This is a genomic window from Pseudomonas sp. Pseusp49 (assembly GCF_059491875.1).
On the sequence record NZ_CP168514.1, the window covers coordinates 2,248,642 to 2,266,506 of the forward strand.

The following is a 17,865-nucleotide window of genomic DNA, read 5'->3' on the forward strand; positions in this document are numbered from 1 at the left end:
GGACACAGCACACAGACCGCCCAAGAGGCGGTTTTTTTATGCCTGGAGGAAAGCATGGGCGCAGCAGCACAGATCGAGATCCATGGCGAGAAGGGCGGCAGCAGCAAGCCGAAATCGCCGACCGAAGCCAGTGACAGCCTGCGCTCGACCAACCTGGCCAAGCTGCTGATCGCCGTAGGCGAGGGCGAGTTCGACGGTACTCCGACCGATTACGACATCTACCTGGACAACACGCCAATCCGCGATGCCAGCGGCAACTACAACTTCCCCAACGTGAAGTGGGACTGGCGGCCGGGCTCGGTGGATCAGACCTATATCCCGGGCATTCCGTCCGTGGAGAACGAAACCTCGCTGAACGTTGAGTTGCGCAGCGATGCGTCGTGGGTGCGTTCGATTACCAATATTCAACTGTCGGCAGTGCGCCTGCGTTTTGCGTGGCCGGCCCTGCAGCGCCAGGATGACCAGGGCAACGTGGGTGGGTATCGCATCGAGTACGCCATTGACGTGGCCACCGACGGCGGCGCCTATCAGCAGGTACTGGTGGATGCCGTGGACGGAAAGACCACCACCCGTTACGAACGCTCGCGCCGGATCGATCTGCCGCACGCCACCACCGGCTGGCAGATCCGCGTGCGCCGCCTGACCGCGAACCAGAACAGCAACAAAATCGCCGACACCATGTTGATCGGCGGCTACACCGAGGTGATCGACGCCAAGCTGCGCTACCCGAATACCGCGCTGCTCTACATCGAGTTCGATGCCGAGCAGTTCACCAACATTCCAGCCGTGACCGTGAAGTGCAAGGCGCGGCGCTGGATGGTGCCGAGCAACTACGACCCGGTCGCCCGCACCTACGCCGGCACCTGGGACGGCAGCATGAAGTCGGCCTGGACCAACAACGCGGCATGGATCACTTACGGCGTTTGCACCGAGGACCGCTTTGGCCTGGGCAAGCGCATCAAGCCATTCATGGTCGACAAATGGGAGCTGTACCGGATCGCCCAGTATTGCGACCAACTGGTGCCGAACGGGTTGGGCGGTACCGAGCCGCGCTTTCTATGTGACATGAACCTGCAGGGCAAGGCCGATGCCTGGTCACTGCTGCGCGATATCTCGGCGATTTACCGCGGCATGACCTACTGGGCGCAGGGGCAGTTGGTGATGCAGGCCGATATGCCGCGCGCGCAGGACTTCGACTACGTCTTCACCCGGGCCAACGTCATTGACGGCAAGTTTTCCTATGGCAGCGCGTCGGCGAAGACCCGGTACACCCGGGCACTGGTCAGCTACGACAACCCGGCGAACAACTACGACACCGACGTCATTCCGTTTGCTGACCTAGATCTGCAACGGCGGTACGGCGACCGACCAACCGAACTGAGTGCCATCGGTTGCACGCGTGCGTCTGAAGCCCAGCGCCGCGGCAAGTGGGCAATCCTCAGCAACAACCAGGACCGCACCGTGTCGTTCAAGACCGGCATGGAGGGCGTGCTCCCGCTGCCTGGCCACATCATCCCGGTGGCTGACTCGCTGTTGGCGGGGCGCGAAGTGGGCGGTCGCATCTCGGCAGTGGCCGGCCGCGTGGTGACGCTCGACCGCGACACCCAAGCCAAGGCCGGTGACCGACTGATCATCAACCTGCCCGGTGGCCGTGCCGAAGGCCGTACCGTACAGAGCGTTGCCGGCCGCGCGGTGACCGTGACCACCAGCTACAGCGAGCCACCGTTGCCGCAACTGCAATGGGCGCTGGATGCCGATGACCTGGCGATCCCGCTGTACCGTGTGCTGCGGTCCAAGCGCACGGCCGAAGGCGACTTCGAGATCAGAGCGCTGCAGTACGAACCCAGCAAGTTCGCCTTCATCGACACCGGTGCTCGCCTCGAAGAGCGGCCGATCAGTGTGATTCCGATCACGGTGGTACCGGCGCCGGCGAGCGTCACCCTGGCCGCAAGCTCAGTAATCTCCCAGGGCATTGCCGTCGCCACCATGACGATCACCTGGCCGGCGGTGCCCGGCGCGGTCGGCTATGACGTGGAGTGGCGCAAGGACAGCGGCAACTGGATCAAAGTGCAACGCACCGGGCTGACCAGCGTCGACGTTACCAGTATCTATGCTGGCGCCTATGTGGCCCGCGTCCGCGCGGTGAGTGCTTTCGACATCTCGTCGATTTGGCGCAACTCGATCCTGACCAACCTCAAGGGGAAAGCGGGTTTGCCACCGGCGGTGTCATCCCTGACCGCGACAGCGCTGCTATTTGGCATCCGTCTAAAGTGGGGTTTCCCGGCTGGCGCCGAAGACACTCAACGCACGGAGCTCTGGTATGGGCCGGCCAATAACCTGGGAGCTGCAACCAAGCTGGCAGACTTGGCGTATCCGCAAAGCGATTACTCGATGCAGAGCCTGCTGGCAGGCTCCACATTCTTCTTCTGGGCGCGCCTGGTAGACCGGATCGGCAACATCGGTCCGTTCTATCCAGTGGTAAGCGGCGTGATGGGGCAGGCCAGTTCTGAAGCTGGCCCGATCCTGGACATGATCGCCGGCCAGATTGGTGAGTCCGAGCTTGGCGAGCATCTGCTGGGCGAAATCGACAAGATCTCCGGCGATGGACCCGAGTCTGTAAATGGTCGTATTGAAGCGGCCAAGGATGCGCTTAACGACCGGATCGACCAAATCACAGACGCCCTAGAATACGTTCCGGCGAAAAGCTACCTGAAGAACGACAACGTGCGCAAAGGGCAGCGCCTGTACACCGCCATTCAGGCCGTGCCCGCTAACGCCGGCGGGGCCAATGGGCCGCCTAATCTGACCTACTGGCTCGACATCGGCGGCATCGTATCGACGGTCAACGCCCAGGCGGTGCAGATCAGCCAAAACACAACCGACATCACCACGGTAGACGGCAAGGTCACGGCTGCTTCGACTTCCCTGCAATCACTGCAGGCGTCGTACCGCGCTGATGATGGGGAAGGGGACTTGGCCGGAGCCCTGAATGAGTGGGATAGCGCCGCGAAGTTTGCGGAGGAAGTGCGAACCCGCGCTACGGAAAGCGAGGCAACGGTCATCCGCCTGACCACGCTCGATGCGCAGGTTGCGGGCAACCAGGCCGGAATCCGCACCCTGGAGACGGTGCTGGCCACCGACCGCTATGCAACAGCGAGCCGCCTGGATTTGTTGAGCGCATCGGTCGGCAAGAATACCGCAGACATCGGTACTGAATCCGAGGCTCGCGTGGGAGGTGATGAGGCGCTGGGGCGAAGGGTCGGCACGATTGAATTAGCGGTCGATGACAACACGGCGAAGATCCAGGACGTGCAGGACGCTCAGGTAACAACCGACGCGGCGATAGCTTCGATGCGGACAACCGTCGAGGCCATTTACCCGGCCGGGCGGGATGACGACGCGGAGGGCGCTTTGGCTGGAGCGTTGCAGGCGTGGGGATCTACGGCGAAGTTTGCCGAGGAAACCCGCGTCAGGGCTGACGGTGACACGGCCCAGGCGCGGCGCTCGGAACAGCTGGAAGTGTCTATCGGCAGCACGAACGCAGCCGTGCAGACAGTCAGTCAGGCGGTGGTAGCGCTCGACGGCAAGGCCAGCACGATGTGGTCGGTCAAAATGCAGCTGAACAGCCAAGGTCAGTACGTTGCGGCGGGCATCGGGCTGGGCATTGAGAACGGCCCGGCGGGATTGCAGAGCAAGTTCCTGGTGAGCGCTGATCTTTTTGCCGTGGTTAACGGCATCGACGGCACGCCGTCCTCTCCGTTTGCTGTTACCGGCGGGCAAGTGTTCATGCGGTCGGCATTCCTTCAGGACGGTTCCATCACCAACGCCAAGATCGGTTCAATCATTCAATCTGATGACTACCAGATTGGTGTGAAGGGTTGGGCGATCAACAAGAATGGTGGCTTTGAAATGAACGGCGCAAACGCTAACGGCAGGATGCAACTTACACCAACTGCCTTAAAGTTTTACCACCCTAATGGTGTGCTGGGTATTGACTTGAGCCTATAGCAATGACGGGGATTACACTCAAAAACGCGGCCAATCAAGTATTGGTTGATATGACCATGTTTATTAGCCAAACCCAGGGCTCAGTCGATACGGGGGCTACGAATGGTGGAATTACCATTCCAGCCCTGCCGGCTGGTAAAACTAGATTCTTAATAGTCGTACCCCTTGTGAATGTCGGGAGCACCGGAAAGTTGCCGGGCGTCACTCAGTCGGGCAGCACGCTGACATGGGCATACGTTTACCCAACAAATGGGTGGGGTTTTTTCTCGGCCAATGCACGTATCTACTATGGGTATTATTGATGCCGCAGGTTAATAAGGTAGATGGCAGTTTATTGTTTGACACAAACAACATCACATATGGGTTGGTTAAAAGCGGGTACATGACGTATCAGCAGGCCTGGACTCGTAGAACCTTGAGGTCAGCACAGCTAGACCCCTCGGATGGGGCCAACTGGTTTCCGTCAAATATCCAAACGTCACTGAGCTTTGCGGACGGACTGTGGGGATTCACGGTAACTAACGCCATTTCACCCATCGTGTTCATTGTGGGGTCGGGTACATTAAACGGGTCGTCAGTTTCCGGTAGTTCAATCACCTTCTTCTACTCGAATGCGAGCTTGAATACTAAGTATTACTGCTTTGACTTGATGTCTGACAACATTGCCGGTTCCCCCTACCTGAAGACCTTCAATTCAGCGGGCAGGATCACGTTCAATTCACTGCAACCGCCCTTGAATATTGCAGGGTCATACCAGGCACCCGTACCGGGTAACTTGGACCAGTACGGAAGGTACGGGACTTGTTACGCAGGTGGCTCTAACAGGGTACGCCAAGCCTTCTATAACAGCGGGGGCATCACTTACGTTGGTCAGGTGGACTCGTATATCGATATCCCGCTCACGGCGGGAGTTGAATACGCAGTTTACCTGCCGTGGTCCCGTGGTGGTGGTATTGGCGACTTCATGTCGGGTGGTATCAGTAACTTCTTGGTTTATTCCGTTCTTGAAGGCGCTTACGGCAGGGTGGGCGGAATCTCTTTCATGATGGGGGCGTCAGCGTCAACTACTCAGTCATCTCCTAGCAACCAAGGGTGGTCGCTGTATGCCTCCTTTTTCAACATCGCAACAGACCGCTATCCGGTAGCGCTTTACATCACCACCACCAACCTCCCATTCCCCTTCGGATAAGGAACAACTATGCCCTGGTACAGATCAGGAACAGTCGCCGTCACCAGCGGCGGCACTACAGTGACCGGCACCGGTACAGCCTTTGCCGCCAACGCTCGCGTGGGCGATGCCTTTCAAGGCCCGGATGGGCGCTGGTACGAAGTCTCGAACATTGCCAGCACGACGGTGCTTTCGATTCTCCCCGCGTATCAAGGTGCTACCGCCTCTGGCGGGGTGTATGCCTTGGCGCCGATGCAGGGTTATGTCAAAGATTCCGCCGACCGCCTACGGCAGTTGGTGGATCAATGGGGCGCGACGTTGGCCGGGCTCGGGACGGTCTCTGTCGAAAACGTGGTGCCCGTGGCAAAAGGCGGGACGGGGGGCAGTACCCAGGCTTTGGCCCGTGCCGGCTTGGGTCTCGGCGCCGCTGCTGTTGCGGCCATTCTCGGAACCGTCTCGCAAGGCGGCGGCGTACCTTCCGGCGCCATTTTTGAAAAGGTGGTGAACGCGAACGGCGAGGCCACGAAATTTGCAGACGGCCGGCTGATTTGCACTGGGCCAATTGCTGACTTCGCGGTTGCCGCCGGCGCCGTTGCAACTGTTTCGCCGCTGGGCGTGTTCCCGGTTCTGTTTGTCGACACCGCGTACACCTTTCAGGCCTTTGGCACACCTCAATCAAGTCTTGATGTGTATGGCTACACCACAGATAACTCAAGGGCCAACTGGTCTGCCAAGGCGGTTTACCGCAATGGTCCGACCGCTCAAACAATCTCCGGTGGCCGGTATTTAGCAATAGGAAGGTGGTTCTGATGATCATCAAGCTTTCACCGCAGGGCGGCCGTGCGCCGCTTTCGGTTCAAAAAAACGGCGATGTGCTAATCATCAACGGCGAGTCGTTCGACTTTCGGCAGCTGCCGGAGGGGGCGGTTCTGCCCTGGTCGGCGGTTCACTGTCAGCATGTGGTGGGTGATGTGACCCGTCGCAACGGTGACCTCATTATCGCCCTGGGGATTCCCTGCGACGCGGATTCAAGTTTGGCGGTTCGCTTCCCCAGCGACATTGTTAACCCCCCCGATGGTGATGTGAGGCTTCCAGAATGAACATCGACTTTAGCCAAATGGTCACTGCCGAGCAGCAATTGGAAGAGCGCAAGAATGCACAGCTTGAGGCTGTGCTCAATGCGCGCCGGGCCGCCTACCTTGCCGAGTCAGATCCGCTGCGGTTGGAGGCTGACTACGACGCGCTCTCCCAGGGCCTGGAGCCCGACTACTCCAATTGGCTTGCCTCAGTGGCTGCCATCAAAGCCCGGTACCCGTTGCCGGTGAGTGCCTCAGCGTCTGAGATCAACGAAGCCTAAGCGCTTAGCGCAATACAGGCCCGCCATCGAGCGGGATTTTTTTTGCCCGGAGAAAAGTGATGCCCGTATTCGAGAAAGACCGCGACATCCTCGCCCGCACGTTGTGGGGCGAGGCCCGCGGCGAATCCCTGGCCGGCCAGATCGCCGTGGCCTGGACCATCCGCAACCGAGTGAACGACGGCAAGGACAAGTCCTGGTGGGGGGAGGGCTATGCCGGCGTGTGCCAGAAGCCCTACCAGTTCAGCTGCTGGAACCGGAACGACCCGAACTTCGCCTACCTGAGTGGCGCCAAGCAGATTCCTTTCCGTGAGCTGGCGCAGGCACGGATCGCCGCTGACCAGGTGATCGACGGCAAGGTGCCGGATCCCACCGGTGGTGCCACGCACTATTACGCGATCGCCATGAAGACTCCTCCGGCCTGGGCGGCGAAGGCAAAGCAGACCCTCAAGCTGGGCGGGCATGTCTTCTTCAAGGATGTGCCATGAAACCGGTCTGGCAGCGGGTCCTTCCGTACATCGCTGCGCTGGCCTTGGTAGCAGGGGCGCTGTTTGGCGCCTACTACCACGGCGTGACGGTCACGGATGAAAAATGGCAGTCCGATTGGAATGCCCGTGACGCCCGGGACGCAGAGGCGAGGGCGCTCAATGAAGCCGTCGAACGCACCAAAGAGCAAGCCTACCAACAGTCAATCAACAAGGCGGGTCAAGATGGCCAACGCATTATCAATCAAGCAACGGCTGATGCTGCTGCCGCTCGCGCTTCTGCTGACGGCGTGCGCAGGGCAGCCGACGAACTTGCCCGTCGCCTCGCAGCGAGTGAAGCCCGCGGCCATTCCTCTACTGCCGCCGCAAGCAAGGCAGCTACCCGCGCCGCCGCTGTGCTTGCCGACGTGCTCAAGCGCGCTGACCAGCGAGCGGGCGACCTGGCTGCAATTGCTGACCAAGCCCGAGCCCGGGGACTGACCTGCGAGCAGGCGTATGACGGGTTGATCCGATCGTCAGCTCTTCATTGAAAGACCGGCGTTCGATTACGATACTGGTTATTTATCCAGTATCGAGAAGTCCATGTATTTCCTGATTACGCGCATGAGAGAGAAGGGCGTCGCCCGGGAGTGGAAGGCAATCCGGCAAACGCCAGGGATTCGTGCCGATATCAACATCAGGAATCAGATGTGCGAGCAATTGAACCGGACCAGCGACATCGCTGAGATCCGTCCGGCAGGCATGCCGCTCGATGCGGTACCACTTCCGCCGCTACTGGATGCGCGAATCTCAGGGATGGCGACCAACGCTTTTACGCTGAGCGGCCTGGAGGAAATCGACGGCTGCCTGTATGCGCAGTCGTGGTGGTGCAGGGAGGTATGACACCGAAGCGTCACTCCGGCGTCATCATCACGGCGAGCGTCATCTTGATGAATTCTTCATTCTTGTCGATGGTTTCCAGGGCTCCGCGCACGTTGTCGGCGATGTCGGCCGATCCGCGCTGCTCGACCCAGTTGGAAAGCTCCAGGATCGCGGCTTCGAGGGCGAGTTGGTTTTCGTTAATTTTGAAGAGCAGGGAAGGGAGCAGATCAGAGTTTGGCATCGCGAATCCTCCGTGGAGTTTTCAGCGTAGCAGGGGTGAGCTATTGGCTTGGGTTCAGGTCGGCAGAACGCCGGGGAGGGATGACACTACTGTAGGAATATACAACGCTAAGTTATTGATTCTTATAGGGTGAAATGCTGATTTTGTACCTCGTCAAAACCACCTGTTTTTCCTTTAGAATCAATAGCTTGAACTGTTTTCGGGGTCACCTTGACATGGTGGGGGTCGTTGGTTCGAGTCCAATCGCGCCTACCAAACAAAATCCGCTCTGCTGGGCGGTCTGGAAGGGCTCACCGAAAGGTGGGCCCTTTTTTGTTGTCTGGTGTTTGGGCAAGCGACCACCGCGCTACACCTTCAGGTCGGCTTACACCTTCATATAAACCACCTCATCATCACCGTGCCCTGTCTGATAGTGTTCGGTTATCTTCGCGTCAGCGTGACCCATCAAACCCTGAATGTATCCCAGCTTGAAACCCTGTTGCTCATACAGCCAGGCACCGAGTGTGCGAATCTCGTGGAAGGTAGGGCGCTCACCCGCCGGCACTTCCTCGTAAGCCTTGGAATCGTCTCGAACCTGGGCGAAAGACTTGGTCAGATAGTCTGCTGTTACTGCGTTCCAGTGTAGCTTGGCGTCCAGTTGGGTCCTCTTGCGGGCTTAGCGAGTAGTGGATCAGGTACGGGCAGACGACTGGCGATCTCATGCACTCCAGCACCACCTCACGTACCGCCTGGCGCTGCTGTCATGGCTTCAATGATGCGAATTCCTCGCCCGCTGCTCATTGGCAGGTGACGGTCGTCGCGGCGAAGACGGGGAAGGTGAGGCGGGGGGTCAAAGGCCCTGTTGAGCACTCAATTGCCATCACTGTTTTAGCTGCAGCAAAGGCCGTACATATCCTCTGCCTCGCCGCCTGGTCATTAGTCGGCTTTCGTGACGGACTCCGTCGTTACCCTCCCGCCAGGCAGGCGCTGGAGCAAGGCACGCAGGCGCACGGACATGGGTTTTTCGACGAACTGATTCACCGCATATGCCGCGGCCAAAACCAGCACGATGACACCCCAGAAGAGCAAGTGGATATTCACCTTGTCGTAGAACAGGTTGAACGTCATGAAGCCTATGAACTGGTGAAGCAGGTAGAGCGGATAGGTGAGTGCCCCTACCGTTGTCCAGTTTGTCCGACCGATAATTCCTGTGTTGCGCGTAGCTGAAAGCAGCATTGCAGCGAAGAAGCTTGTCACGATCGAAATGACTATTACCGAATCCACTTCCAGCTTGAAGACACCGGTCAGTACGGTTGCCTGCTTCAAGGTTTGATATATCGCCAGAGCAAAAGAGAGTGTAATGGTCATGACGCGAATAACGGAAAATCCGTTTTTCCAGACCATGAACATCGAGGCGCCCGCAATGAAGAATGCCGCATATTCGGAAATCAGATAAACAGATATCTGATCCGTCCCCTTCAGAGCAACCTTCGCTGTATAGGCCAGCCAGGCAATCATGAAGTATTCTGCATTGCGCATTTGTTTAAATGCCAAGAGGATGGCGATCAAAAGGTAAAAACGGATTTCGATGAAGATCGACCAGTAGGCGCCATCGATAGACGGTACGTTCATAAACTCGCTGAGCATTGTCATGTTGGCGAGGTATTGAGTAAACGTAGCCGAAAAGCGTCCATTGCCCATCAACAGGATTGCAATGAATGTAATGGTGCAACATGCCCAGAATGCGGGGTAGAGCCGAACGATCCTGGAAATGGCGAATGACTTGAGATTCGCATTTGTAGCCGTCATGAATATCACGAAGCCGCTGATCATGAAAAACAGCTGAACCCCCAGATATCCGTACTTTGCAGCTGGAATAATCCAGGGGTAAGACATGAGAGACAGATCGTCGTAAGCATGCCCCCGAAAAGAGTAGTGAAAGCACAGGACGGCAATTGCCGCGATAAACCGAAGTAAATCGATTTCGTTTATGCGGTCTTTAGTCATGGTTACAGCCAATTGGATGACCCTGGAGTGGGGTGAGTTTCTTGTAGTTAGACGCACATCCTACCTTCAGACCCGGCGAAAGCGAAGCCAGGTCCGTCGCCGCTTGGCCATGAGTCTCACCCACTGCGTTACGCCTGCGGGATTTATTTGGGGGATTGTGATGCGAGGGGCGCGTAGGAGCCAGGCAACAGGTGATTGCATCCAGATGGCATTTTCCATTGCCAGTGCTGAATCCACTTACCTGTTGCCGGGTAAATCAATCAGTGTGTCGCCTGCCTCATAAAAGCTCAGAGCGCGAAACCCGTCGCATGAACCAGATGCACCTCTTGCGCTCCAGCGATCAGGTGCATCGGGACGTTCTGTTGTACATCGATGGACGGTACCTCGAAGCTCCCTACAATCTGGAGGTGTCGCTCGCTCAGTTCGGTCGACTCTGCTGCCTTTTCCTTAGCCATTCTCGCGTGGTTCATTGCGATTTCGTTGAGCGTTGACACGTTACATCTCCCGGTGACTGACCAAGCGTATCGCTGGAGTCCTTAAGCGTTGATTGAATGGCTGCTGCGTCAGAATTATGTCGTTCCCGCGCTGCTACGCGCGATCTGTGCAATCCTCAAGCCACGGATGCGGTTGAATTCATCGTCGTGTTTTCGCAGGCGACGAATGGCGGGCGGCGGTGGATGTTGGTCCGGATTCTTTGTCATTCAGGCGTAAACTAGTGGGGCTGCCTCACTGAAAGGAGCCGCCTATGAACGTCGATCAAATCAGCAAACAGGCACCCGTAGACAAAGCCGTTTGGGATCAATACTTCTGCGCTGCGTTGATTGCCGAAAGCAATCTGACTGCCCCGGTTGTGGGCGGGGCTACGCACGAAGACAGGCAGAACCTGTTGATCGAGAGGGCTAAAACCCTGGCCGACAAAATGATGGAAAACCGGAAGTAACCAGAGCCCAGCCATCGCGCTGGGCTCTTTGCGTGCGGCGCTCTTTGCATGCGGAGCTATGCGCCGATGCTGGCGATGTGCGCGTTGTGGGTCAGGCGATTAGCTCTACCTTGCCGCTCGCCAGGCGATAGACACCTCCCACGATCTTCAGCATGCCTTTACTCTGCGCATCGGTCAGCAAGGGCGAAGCCTGTTTCAGGCTGTTCACCGAATTTTTGACGTTCTGCGCGGTGGCGTTTTCCATCAGGCTCCCGGGTTGCTTGAGCACGGCCTCGATGGCCGACTTGAGTGCGTCGGTCAGTTTCGGGATGTGGCCGGGGAACACCGTCTGGTCCTTGACGGCCTTGATACCGGCCTCGATGGCGCCGCAGCTCTCATGGCCGAGTACCAGGATCAGCGGGGCACCCAGTACGGCGACCCCGTATTCAAGACTGGCCAGGCCTTCCGGGGTGACAAAGTTGCCCGCGACGCGGATGGAAAAAAGGTCGCCGCGCGCAGTGTCAAACGCATACTCCGGGGCGATGCGCGAGTCAGAGCAGCTCAGCACGGCCACGAACGGATTTTGGCCCGACACCAGGGCCTCTCGCTCAGCCTTGAAATCATGAGTCGTGGATGTACCGTTTACATATCGTTCATTGCCCTCCATCAGTCTTTTCAGCGCCATGTCGGGACTGATCACGTTTTGTGGTTTGGGTGGGGCTGACGCTTTCTCGGCTGCCTGGATGATCTTGCCGGGCAGTGTGCCGGTCAGCAGCAGGGCGCCTGCGCTCAATCCGGCAAATTGAAGAAAACGACGACGGCCTGTTGTGTTTGAAGCAGAGCTTGAATCACATGATTCACACATGATTTTGTTTACTCAGTTCAATGCGGTGAGAGTGAGTTGCTGTTGGGGCTGGAACTGCCACGGTAGCTCAATGCCAGCGCAGTGGAGTCTAGTTGGTCTGTCATATTGTGTACCGGGTCTGGTCTGCGGATGCCGTGCAAGCAGCCATTTCATGGGCTACTACTGTCAGGCTCATACAGCTTCTACCTGGCAGGAGTTTCTCGATGCTGACTCATTGGTTTCTGGCGGCGGTTCATCTTTTGGCGGTTGCCTCGGGATTCTGGGCGGTGCTGGTTCGAGGCACGGCTTTTCGGCGTCTGGCCGACGGGGCAGGAGAGGTGCGCAGTGTCCTGATAGCGGACAATATCTGGGGTATTTCGGCTGTCGTGCTGCTGATCAGCGGGGGGATGCGAGCCTTTGGCGGGTACGAGAAAGGCACGGACTATTACCTGCATCAGCCGCTGTTTCATCTGAAGATGACGCTGTTCGTGCTGATCTTGCTGCTGGAGATTGCGCCCATGGTGACGTTGATCAAATGGCGGATAGCGTTGGGCCGTAAAGTCGCCTTCGATACTGGCCGTGCGAAGCTGTTTGCACGGATCAGTCATGTCGAGGCACTGCTGGTGCTGTTGATAGTGGTGGCGGCGACTGGCATGGCGCGCGGGGTGATGTTCGGTTGATCACGCAGCGAACGCGTCCTTCCCCAGGATAAACAAGAAAAGTCTGACAGCCAGGGCCTTGAGCTTGTCGCTAGTATCGAAAGCTTGCATGGGAAAGCAGGCGGAAGCGATGCGATGCTGAATCTTTAGCCAGCCGTGGTTGCGCATTCAACGGGCTGGCTACTGACTGCAACAGAATTCAGGACTGCGGCTTTTCCGGGGCGGTCAGGCCGGCCTGAATGCGCTGATAAATTTCTTCACGGTGCACTGCAACGTCCTTCGGGGCGTTGATGCCGATCCTGACTTGCTGGCCGCTTACGCCCAGGATGGTGATCGTAATGTCATCACCGATATTAATGCTTTCACCGACTTTGCGGGTGAGTATCAGCATGGTCTTCTCCTTGATTGCTTCGTGGGGCACCTGATTCGGACAGTGCAGAGGTCGGTGGTATGTATAGATTAGTGCGAAGTCTGACAGTTTGGGTGCCTCTTTCTGACGCGCAGATGTGGCATTAATTCCCAAGGCGTAACTATACAGAGGCCGCCACCATGATTCTCGTTGTTTTGAGCCCATTTTACGGCACTCGTGAAGTATTCATGGATGTTAAAATCCCCGCTTTAAGCATTTAGAGGGAAACGCCGTGCACAAAATGGTCTTGGTACTCGCGATGTTGGCACTGGCGGGATGTGGAGAGGGCGGCAGTGTGGATGCGCCGAAGCCAAAACCGGCCATGGCTGCCGTACCCGCGGCAGTGTCCGGCCCGCAATGGGATCTTGAGGTGCGAGGTGAAACCCCTCAGGCGGTCAGCGATTTGAGTGGCTGGCTGATCGAGCACAGTTTCATGTCCAGCGTCGTCAAGGAAAATGGCAATACGCGAATCCTGATGGGCCCGTTCAGTTCGAAAGCCGAGGCCGAAGCCAAGCAGGATGAAGTCCGTGCGGCGCTCACTCGCTCGAAGAAGCAGAACATCGAATTGCTGGTGCTTGAGCGTCCGGCCGCTCAATAACATTCGGCAGCGAAGATGTTGGGCAAACAAAAAGGCCTCGGGGTTTAGCCTCGAGGCCTTTTTGGTTTCAGGTGTCGCCTGGATTCAGCCGCAGGCCTTCATGTCCACCGGGCCGACGAACTCGTTGCCGCGTCCCATGACGCACCCCACGCTCTGGTTGCGTTGACGCTCCCAGGGCTGTACGGGATAGGTTTTGTCCCAGGCTTCGTACAGTTGCCGATCCTGTTTCGACAGGCGCAAGCCATACTGCTTGCTCATGTAGAAGTAGGTCCGGGCGATCATGCCGCGGATGGACGGGCGGGGCATGACTTTCCTGGCCTTGAAGTCGATCTGGGTCAGGCATGAACCATACTGTCCCGACTGTTCGGGCAGCCAGCCGAAACTGAAGTTGCTGCGATCGCCATTGACCTCGCCAATGCTGGGCACCAGGTTGTGCAAGTCAGCTTCGGCCTTCTGGTAAACCGGATCGTAGCGCGTACAGTTCTTGCGACCGCCTTCTTGCCAGCACTGGCGTTGATGGCCGATCTGCCAGGCCGGAACGATATGTTCCCATTCGATTCGGGAGGCGCGCTTGGCATTTTTACGCGGCACATAACCGCAGGCGGCAAGGTTCACCCGGTTGCCGGTGTACTTGCAGCCACAGTAAAACTCGGTGGATTGGGGCGCGTAGAGCTTCCACGCGACCTTTTTCGCTTCGGTGAAGGTGCGCGGCGCATCGGCTTGCGCAGCCATGGCAAAAAACACACACAACAAAACAAACCAGCGGCCTCTCATCGACTCAATCTTCCTTCGGCACAACCCAGAAAATCTGCACGCCACCATCGTCGCGATAGGCGAGGGTGACGTTGTCGTTCTCGTCGATTTCTTCCAGCAAGCGTTCCCATTCATCCATCGGCTCGTCAGGCAGGCGGAAGATCAGTGCTGCCCTGGCCTTTTGTGCGGTGGGGGAGTTGATGATTTTCTGAACGCGCAGGCCCATGCGTACATAGGTGTCGGGAGAGGCAGAGGTAGTGTCCATGGGATTATCCTTATTAAGCTGTACGTGCATACAGTATTTAACTGTAGGCAATTTCGCAACTGCTTAAAAATCAAGAAAATCCTCTGACAGCGGTTTGTTCCATTTGGTGTAAGGCGCAGGGAGTTTTTTGTCAGATCGAGCGGCGCCAATCGCCAGGGCTGGAGAATGGCGCGCAGGGTGCCCGACCGGATCGGTCGGGCGAGGGCGAATCAGTATTCCCAGAACATCCGCTGCAGCTCTTTGCTGTCATTGGTCTTGGTCAACGCAACCATCGCCAGGATCCGGGCCTTTTGCGGGTTCAGGTCGTGGGCCACGACCCAGTCGTATTTGTCGTCAGGCTGTTCGGCGTTGCGCAATACGAAGCCGCCGGCGTTGACATGGGAGGAGCGAATGATTTGCACGCCGTCCTTGCGCAGGGCTTGCAGGGCAGGGACCACACGAGATGATACCGAGCCATTGCCGGTGCCGGCGTGGATGATGGCCTTGGCGCCTGATTGGGCGAGGGCCTTGTAGGCGGTGTCGCTGACATTGCCGTAGGAATAGGCGATCTCGACGTCAGGCAGGCTCTTGATGGTCTTGATGTCGAATTCGGAATCCATGGTGTGGCGCTTGGCTGGCAAGCGGAACCAGTAGGATTTGCCTTCTACCACCATGCCCAGCGGACCCCAGGGGCTTTTGAACGCTTCGGTCTTGATGTTGATCATTTTGCTGACGTCGCGACCCGACTGGATTTCATCGTTCATGGTCACCAGTACGCCTTTGCCTCGTGCATCCTTGCTGCTGGCCACGGCCACTGCGTTGTACAGGTTGAGCATGCCATCGGCGGACATCGCGGTGCCCGGGCGCATGGAGCCCACGACAATGATCGGCTTGTCGGTTTTTTCCACCAGGTTGAGGAAGTACGCGGTTTCTTCCAGGGTGTCGGTGCCGTGGGTGATCACAATGCCATCGACGTCTTTGCTGTCGGCCAGTTCGGCTACGCGGCGGCCCAGTTGCAGCAGGTTTTCGTTGGTGATGCTTTCGGAGGCGATTTGCATGACCTGTTCGCCGCGAACGTTGGCCACCTGGCTCAGTTCCGGGACGCCAGCGATCAGTTGTTCAATGCCGACTTTCGCCGCTTGATAGGTCGCGCTGTTGGCGGCGCTGGCGCCGGCGCCAGCAATGGTGCCGCCGGTGGCCAGGATCACCACGTTGGCCAGTTTCTGTTGGGTTTCGGCTTCTTTGGCCTGAAGGGCGGTCGGCAGAAGCAGCAGCAGGGCCAAGGCGCCCGGAACAAAGGTCTTGAGTGCAGATGTCATTATTTTTCTCTTCTAGTTGTGAGACGGTGCAGATGCAGGTTCATCTAGATACGCCCCGGGCGAATCTGAACGCCGGAGGTGAGTGGAGAAGAGCAGGATCTGTACCAGTAACACCCTGAATCGAAAAACACGCGTAACTTAATGATTTGTAACGGTATTGCGGTTTGTGTCAGGAGACAGTTCCGGGGCCGGGCGTCCGGATTGCCGAACATGTTTAACTTTTGCGTTCGGCTCTCCGAAACGGATGGCAGTCCTGTTCAAGACCCCTGTTTAAAATTCAAGGGCGTGAAATCGTCGTTAACGACTAAAGAAAAGCGCGCGTCGGTCGATGCTCCTTCAAGGGATCTATTTCTGCAGGAGTTCACATGTCGTTATCCATTGGCTTCCCGAATGCCGCAAACATCACCATCGGGGGGAAGCCTGCGGCGACCATCCGTGCCTCGGGCGATGCGACAGAGGATGCAGGGGCCCAGGCGCTGGGGTTAAAGGAAGGCGACGGCACCCAGGTTAAAACCGGTCCGACAGGTCTGGGGCAAAGTGCCGGCGCACAGGCCGAATCGGAAACCAGCGATAACACCAGTTTTGCGGTGAAGGTCCTGCTCAAGCGCCTGAAGGAGTTGCAGCAGCAATTGCGTGAGCAACAGCAGCAATTGGCCCAGGCCCAGGCGGCTTCCTATCCGACACCGGAAGCCAAGACCACCGCGGTAGCGGCCCTTCAGGCCCAGGTTGCCGCAACCAACGGCGCCATCCTGGAGGTGAGTGCGAGTCTGGTCGAAGAGTTGACCAAGGGTTCCGGCACGGGATCGGTGGTAAACACTACGGCATGAACTGAGTCCCGTTTTTCGCCAATCCGCTCTGAAGGCACTTTTCAGGTCGTTGACAAATACCGGCAGGATTCGCATAGTCTGGGTCACGCAAACGTTTGCGCGCTCCCTGTAATGGTTTTCCATCGCAGTGGGGCGTGAAGCTTACGCCGGCGCAAGCGTTGCTCACAATAATCATAAGATCGGAGTGAACCCATGAAGCTGCCATTTGCTGGACGTCTTCTCGCTGTCGCTGTGCTGGCTGCCGCATCCGCTGCACTGCCTGTCTCCGCTGCCTTCGCTGAAACCACAGAAAAACCGAAAGTCGCACTGGTCATGAAATCCCTGGCCAACGAGTTTTTCCTGACCATGGAAGACGGCGCCAAGGCCTATCAGAAAGATCACTCCGGCGAATTCGAGTTGATCTCCAACGGCATCAAGGATGAAACCGACACCGCCGGCCAGACGCGTATCGTCGAGCAGATGATCCTGGCCAAGGTCAATGCGCTGGTGATTGCGCCGGCAGACTCCAAGGCCATGGTGCCGGTGATCAAGAAGGCCATCGATGCCGGTATCACCGTGATCAACATCGACAACCAGCTGGACCCCGCCGTGGTCAAAAGCAAAAACATCAGTGTTCCATTCGTAGGCCCGGACAACCGCAAGGGCGCACGCCTGGTTGGCGATTACCTGGCCAAACAGCTGAAGGCCGGTGACGAAGTCGGCATCATCGAAGGTGTGTCCACCACCACCAATGCCCAGCAGCGCACCGCAGGCTTCAAGGATGCGATGGAGGCGGCGCAGATCAAGGTCGTGTCGTTGCAATCCGGTGACTGGGAAATCGACAAAGGCAACAAGGTGGCCGCCTCGATTCTCAGCGAATACCCGCAAACCAAGGCCCTGTTGGCCGGCAACGACAGCATGGCGGTCGGCGCGGTGTCTGCCGTGCGCGCTGCGGGCAAGGCCGGCAAGGTGCAAGTGGTCGGCTACGACAACATCAACGCCATCCAGCCGATGCTCAAGGATGGCCGAGTGCTCGCCACTGCCGACCAGTTTGCAGCCAGGCAGGCGGTGTTCGGCATCGAGACGGCGTTGAAAATTCTCAAGGGCGAGAAGGTCGACGGCGGCGCCAATGGCGTGATCGAAACGCCGGTAGAGTTGGTCACCAAAGAGCAGGTCACACAGTAACCTTCTGGCGACGCAACGGCGCTCGT

General features: G+C 57.8%; 22 protein-coding genes. 13 read left to right on the forward strand and 9 right to left on the reverse strand.

Features of this window, described 5'->3' with window-relative positions; all coding sequences use genetic code 11:
• Positions 1-54: 54 nt before the first annotated feature.
• The 8 genes from ACEN83_RS10180 to ACEN83_RS10215 all read left to right on the forward strand — a co-directional run bounded on the left by ACEN83_RS10180 (position 55) and on the right by ACEN83_RS10215 (position 7,897).
• A complete protein-coding gene (locus tag ACEN83_RS10180) occupies positions 55-4,008 on the forward strand; it encodes a TipJ family phage tail tip protein (protein ID WP_495580174.1) in 3,954 nt (1,317 codons plus the stop codon).
• A gap of 226 nt (positions 4,009-4,234) precedes the next feature.
• Positions 4,235-5,197, forward strand: a complete 963-nt coding sequence (locus ACEN83_RS10185) for a hypothetical protein (protein WP_495580175.1) — start codon at positions 4,235-4,237, stop codon at positions 5,195-5,197.
• A gap of 9 nt (positions 5,198-5,206) precedes the next feature.
• A complete protein-coding gene (locus ACEN83_RS10190; RefSeq protein WP_495580176.1) occupies positions 5,207-5,986 on the forward strand; it encodes a phage tail protein in 780 nt (259 codons plus the stop codon).
• Positions 5,986-6,276, forward strand: coding sequence for a hypothetical protein (locus ACEN83_RS10195; protein ID WP_495580177.1), 291 nt, complete (start codon positions 5,986-5,988; stop codon positions 6,274-6,276). Before ACEN83_RS10190 ends, ACEN83_RS10195 begins: the two co-directional genes overlap by 1 nt.
• Positions 6,273-6,533, forward strand: a complete 261-nt coding sequence (locus ACEN83_RS10200; RefSeq protein WP_495580178.1) for a hypothetical protein — start codon at positions 6,273-6,275, stop codon at positions 6,531-6,533. Before ACEN83_RS10195 ends, ACEN83_RS10200 begins: the two co-directional genes overlap by 4 nt.
• Positions 6,534-6,592: 59 nt before the next feature.
• Positions 6,593-7,018, forward strand: coding sequence for a cell wall hydrolase (locus tag ACEN83_RS10205; RefSeq protein WP_495580179.1), 426 nt, complete (start codon positions 6,593-6,595; stop codon positions 7,016-7,018).
• Positions 7,015-7,545 carry a DUF2514 family protein gene (locus ACEN83_RS10210; RefSeq protein ID WP_495580180.1) on the forward strand — a complete coding sequence of 177 codons (531 nt, stop codon included), beginning with the start codon at positions 7,015-7,017 and terminating at the stop codon, positions 7,543-7,545. The genes ACEN83_RS10205 and ACEN83_RS10210 overlap by 4 nt, the downstream gene beginning before the upstream one ends.
• Positions 7,546-7,597: 52 nt before the next feature.
• Positions 7,598-7,897 (forward strand): hypothetical protein, encoded by a 300-nt coding sequence (locus ACEN83_RS10215; RefSeq protein ID WP_495580181.1) that lies wholly within the window; start codon positions 7,598-7,600, stop codon positions 7,895-7,897.
• 10 nt (positions 7,898-7,907) lie between these two features.
• Here the strand turns inward: ACEN83_RS10215 and ACEN83_RS10220 are convergent, their stop codons facing one another.
• From ACEN83_RS10220 to ACEN83_RS10235, 4 genes are all read right to left on the reverse strand, one after another.
• Positions 7,908-8,117: a hypothetical protein gene (locus ACEN83_RS10220; protein ID WP_495580182.1), complete on the reverse strand. Its 210-nt coding sequence runs from the start codon at positions 8,115-8,117 to the stop codon at positions 7,908-7,910.
• Between the two features lie 364 nt (positions 8,118-8,481).
• Positions 8,482-8,661, reverse strand: coding sequence for a tyrosine-type recombinase/integrase (locus ACEN83_RS10225; RefSeq protein WP_495580183.1), 180 nt, complete (start codon positions 8,659-8,661; stop codon positions 8,482-8,484).
• A 371-nt stretch (positions 8,662-9,032) separates the two neighbouring features.
• The gene (locus ACEN83_RS10230) at positions 9,033-10,103 is read right to left on the reverse strand and encodes an acyltransferase family protein (RefSeq protein WP_495580184.1); all 1,071 of its coding nucleotides are present in this window, start codon (positions 10,101-10,103) and stop codon (positions 9,033-9,035) included.
• A 287-nt stretch (positions 10,104-10,390) separates the two neighbouring features.
• A complete protein-coding gene (locus ACEN83_RS10235) occupies positions 10,391-10,597 on the reverse strand; it encodes a hypothetical protein (RefSeq protein WP_095965321.1) in 207 nt (68 codons plus the stop codon).
• Positions 10,598-10,848: 251 nt separating this feature from the next.
• Between ACEN83_RS10235 and ACEN83_RS10240 the strand changes: the two genes are divergently transcribed.
• Positions 10,849-11,043 (forward strand): hypothetical protein, encoded by a 195-nt coding sequence (locus ACEN83_RS10240; RefSeq protein WP_007975687.1) that lies wholly within the window; start codon positions 10,849-10,851, stop codon positions 11,041-11,043.
• Positions 11,044-11,134: 91 nt separating this feature from the next.
• Here the strand turns inward: ACEN83_RS10240 and ACEN83_RS10245 are convergent, their stop codons facing one another.
• Complete coding sequence (locus ACEN83_RS10245) at positions 11,135-11,887, reverse strand: carbonic anhydrase (RefSeq protein WP_495580185.1); 753 nt, start codon at positions 11,885-11,887, stop codon at positions 11,135-11,137.
• A 203-nt stretch (positions 11,888-12,090) separates the two neighbouring features.
• Here ACEN83_RS10245 and ACEN83_RS10250 point away from each other — a divergent pair, with 203 nt between their 5' ends.
• On the forward strand, positions 12,091-12,546 hold the full coding sequence (locus ACEN83_RS10250; protein WP_495580186.1) for a DUF2214 family protein: 456 nt from the start codon (positions 12,091-12,093) through the stop codon (positions 12,544-12,546).
• Between the two features lie 178 nt (positions 12,547-12,724).
• Here the strand turns inward: ACEN83_RS10250 and csrA are convergent, their stop codons facing one another.
• Positions 12,725-12,916 carry a carbon storage regulator CsrA gene (csrA, locus tag ACEN83_RS10255; protein ID WP_007975691.1) on the reverse strand — a complete coding sequence of 64 codons (192 nt, stop codon included), beginning with the start codon at positions 12,914-12,916 and terminating at the stop codon, positions 12,725-12,727.
• 250 nt (positions 12,917-13,166) lie between these two features.
• Between csrA and ACEN83_RS10260 the strand changes: the two genes are divergently transcribed.
• On the forward strand, positions 13,167-13,532 hold the full coding sequence (locus ACEN83_RS10260; protein ID WP_495580187.1) for an SPOR domain-containing protein: 366 nt from the start codon (positions 13,167-13,169) through the stop codon (positions 13,530-13,532).
• 84 nt (positions 13,533-13,616) lie between these two features.
• Here the strand turns inward: ACEN83_RS10260 and ACEN83_RS10265 are convergent, their stop codons facing one another.
• From ACEN83_RS10265 to ACEN83_RS10275, 3 genes are all read right to left on the reverse strand, one after another.
• The gene (locus tag ACEN83_RS10265) at positions 13,617-14,306 is read right to left on the reverse strand and encodes an endonuclease (RefSeq protein ID WP_495580188.1); all 690 of its coding nucleotides are present in this window, start codon (positions 14,304-14,306) and stop codon (positions 13,617-13,619) included.
• A gap of 4 nt (positions 14,307-14,310) precedes the next feature.
• On the reverse strand, positions 14,311-14,550 hold the full coding sequence (locus tag ACEN83_RS10270) for a DUF1654 domain-containing protein (RefSeq protein ID WP_495580189.1): 240 nt from the start codon (positions 14,548-14,550) through the stop codon (positions 14,311-14,313).
• 209 nt (positions 14,551-14,759) lie between these two features.
• Entirely contained in the window at positions 14,760-15,848 is a 1,089-nt protein-coding gene (locus ACEN83_RS10275; RefSeq protein ID WP_007975695.1) for an asparaginase, read from the reverse strand.
• Positions 15,849-16,213: 365 nt separating this feature from the next.
• On the opposite strand from ACEN83_RS10275, the gene ACEN83_RS10280 reads away from it, so the two are divergent.
• The gene (locus ACEN83_RS10280) at positions 16,214-16,675 is read left to right on the forward strand and encodes a hypothetical protein (RefSeq protein WP_495580190.1); all 462 of its coding nucleotides are present in this window, start codon (positions 16,214-16,216) and stop codon (positions 16,673-16,675) included.
• Positions 16,676-16,867: 192 nt separating this feature from the next.
• Positions 16,868-17,839 (forward strand): sugar ABC transporter substrate-binding protein, encoded by a 972-nt coding sequence (locus ACEN83_RS10285; RefSeq protein WP_495580191.1) that lies wholly within the window; start codon positions 16,868-16,870, stop codon positions 17,837-17,839.
• Positions 17,840-17,865 lie beyond the last annotated feature (26 nt).

Bases quoted from the DNA above. Each gene is read 5' to 3' on its own strand.
- ACEN83_RS10180 (WP_495580174.1), top strand. From the start codon at position 55: ATGGGCGCAGCAGCACAGATCGAGATCCATGGCGAGAAGGGCGGCAGC.
- ACEN83_RS10185 (WP_495580175.1), top strand. From the start codon at position 4,235: ATGGGCATACGTTTACCCAACAAATGGGTGGGGTTTTTTCTCGGCCAA.
- ACEN83_RS10190 (WP_495580176.1), top strand. From the start codon at position 5,207: ATGCCCTGGTACAGATCAGGAACAGTCGCCGTCACCAGCGGCGGCACT.
- ACEN83_RS10195 (WP_495580177.1), top strand. From the start codon at position 5,986: ATGATCATCAAGCTTTCACCGCAGGGCGGCCGTGCGCCGCTTTCGGTT.
- ACEN83_RS10200 (WP_495580178.1), top strand. From the start codon at position 6,273: ATGAACATCGACTTTAGCCAAATGGTCACTGCCGAGCAGCAATTGGAA.
- ACEN83_RS10205 (WP_495580179.1), top strand. From the start codon at position 6,593: ATGCCCGTATTCGAGAAAGACCGCGACATCCTCGCCCGCACGTTGTGG.
- ACEN83_RS10210 (WP_495580180.1), top strand. From the start codon at position 7,015: ATGAAACCGGTCTGGCAGCGGGTCCTTCCGTACATCGCTGCGCTGGCC.
- ACEN83_RS10215 (WP_495580181.1), top strand. From the start codon at position 7,598: ATGTATTTCCTGATTACGCGCATGAGAGAGAAGGGCGTCGCCCGGGAG.
- ACEN83_RS10220 (WP_495580182.1), bottom strand. From the start codon at position 8,117: ATGCCAAACTCTGATCTGCTCCCTTCCCTGCTCTTCAAAATTAACGAA.
- ACEN83_RS10230 (WP_495580184.1), bottom strand. From the start codon at position 10,103: ATGACTAAAGACCGCATAAACGAAATCGATTTACTTCGGTTTATCGCG.
- ACEN83_RS10240 (WP_007975687.1), top strand. From the start codon at position 10,849: ATGAACGTCGATCAAATCAGCAAACAGGCACCCGTAGACAAAGCCGTT.
- ACEN83_RS10245 (WP_495580185.1), bottom strand. From the start codon at position 11,887: ATGTGTGAATCATGTGATTCAAGCTCTGCTTCAAACACAACAGGCCGT.
- ACEN83_RS10250 (WP_495580186.1), top strand. From the start codon at position 12,091: ATGCTGACTCATTGGTTTCTGGCGGCGGTTCATCTTTTGGCGGTTGCC.
- csrA (WP_007975691.1), bottom strand. From the start codon at position 12,916: ATGCTGATACTCACCCGCAAAGTCGGTGAAAGCATTAATATCGGTGAT.
- ACEN83_RS10265 (WP_495580188.1), bottom strand. From the start codon at position 14,306: ATGAGAGGCCGCTGGTTTGTTTTGTTGTGTGTGTTTTTTGCCATGGCT.
- ACEN83_RS10270 (WP_495580189.1), bottom strand. From the start codon at position 14,550: ATGGACACTACCTCTGCCTCTCCCGACACCTATGTACGCATGGGCCTG.
- ACEN83_RS10275 (WP_007975695.1), bottom strand. From the start codon at position 15,848: ATGACATCTGCACTCAAGACCTTTGTTCCGGGCGCCTTGGCCCTGCTG.
- ACEN83_RS10280 (WP_495580190.1), top strand. From the start codon at position 16,214: ATGTCGTTATCCATTGGCTTCCCGAATGCCGCAAACATCACCATCGGG.
- ACEN83_RS10285 (WP_495580191.1), top strand. From the start codon at position 16,868: ATGAAGCTGCCATTTGCTGGACGTCTTCTCGCTGTCGCTGTGCTGGCT.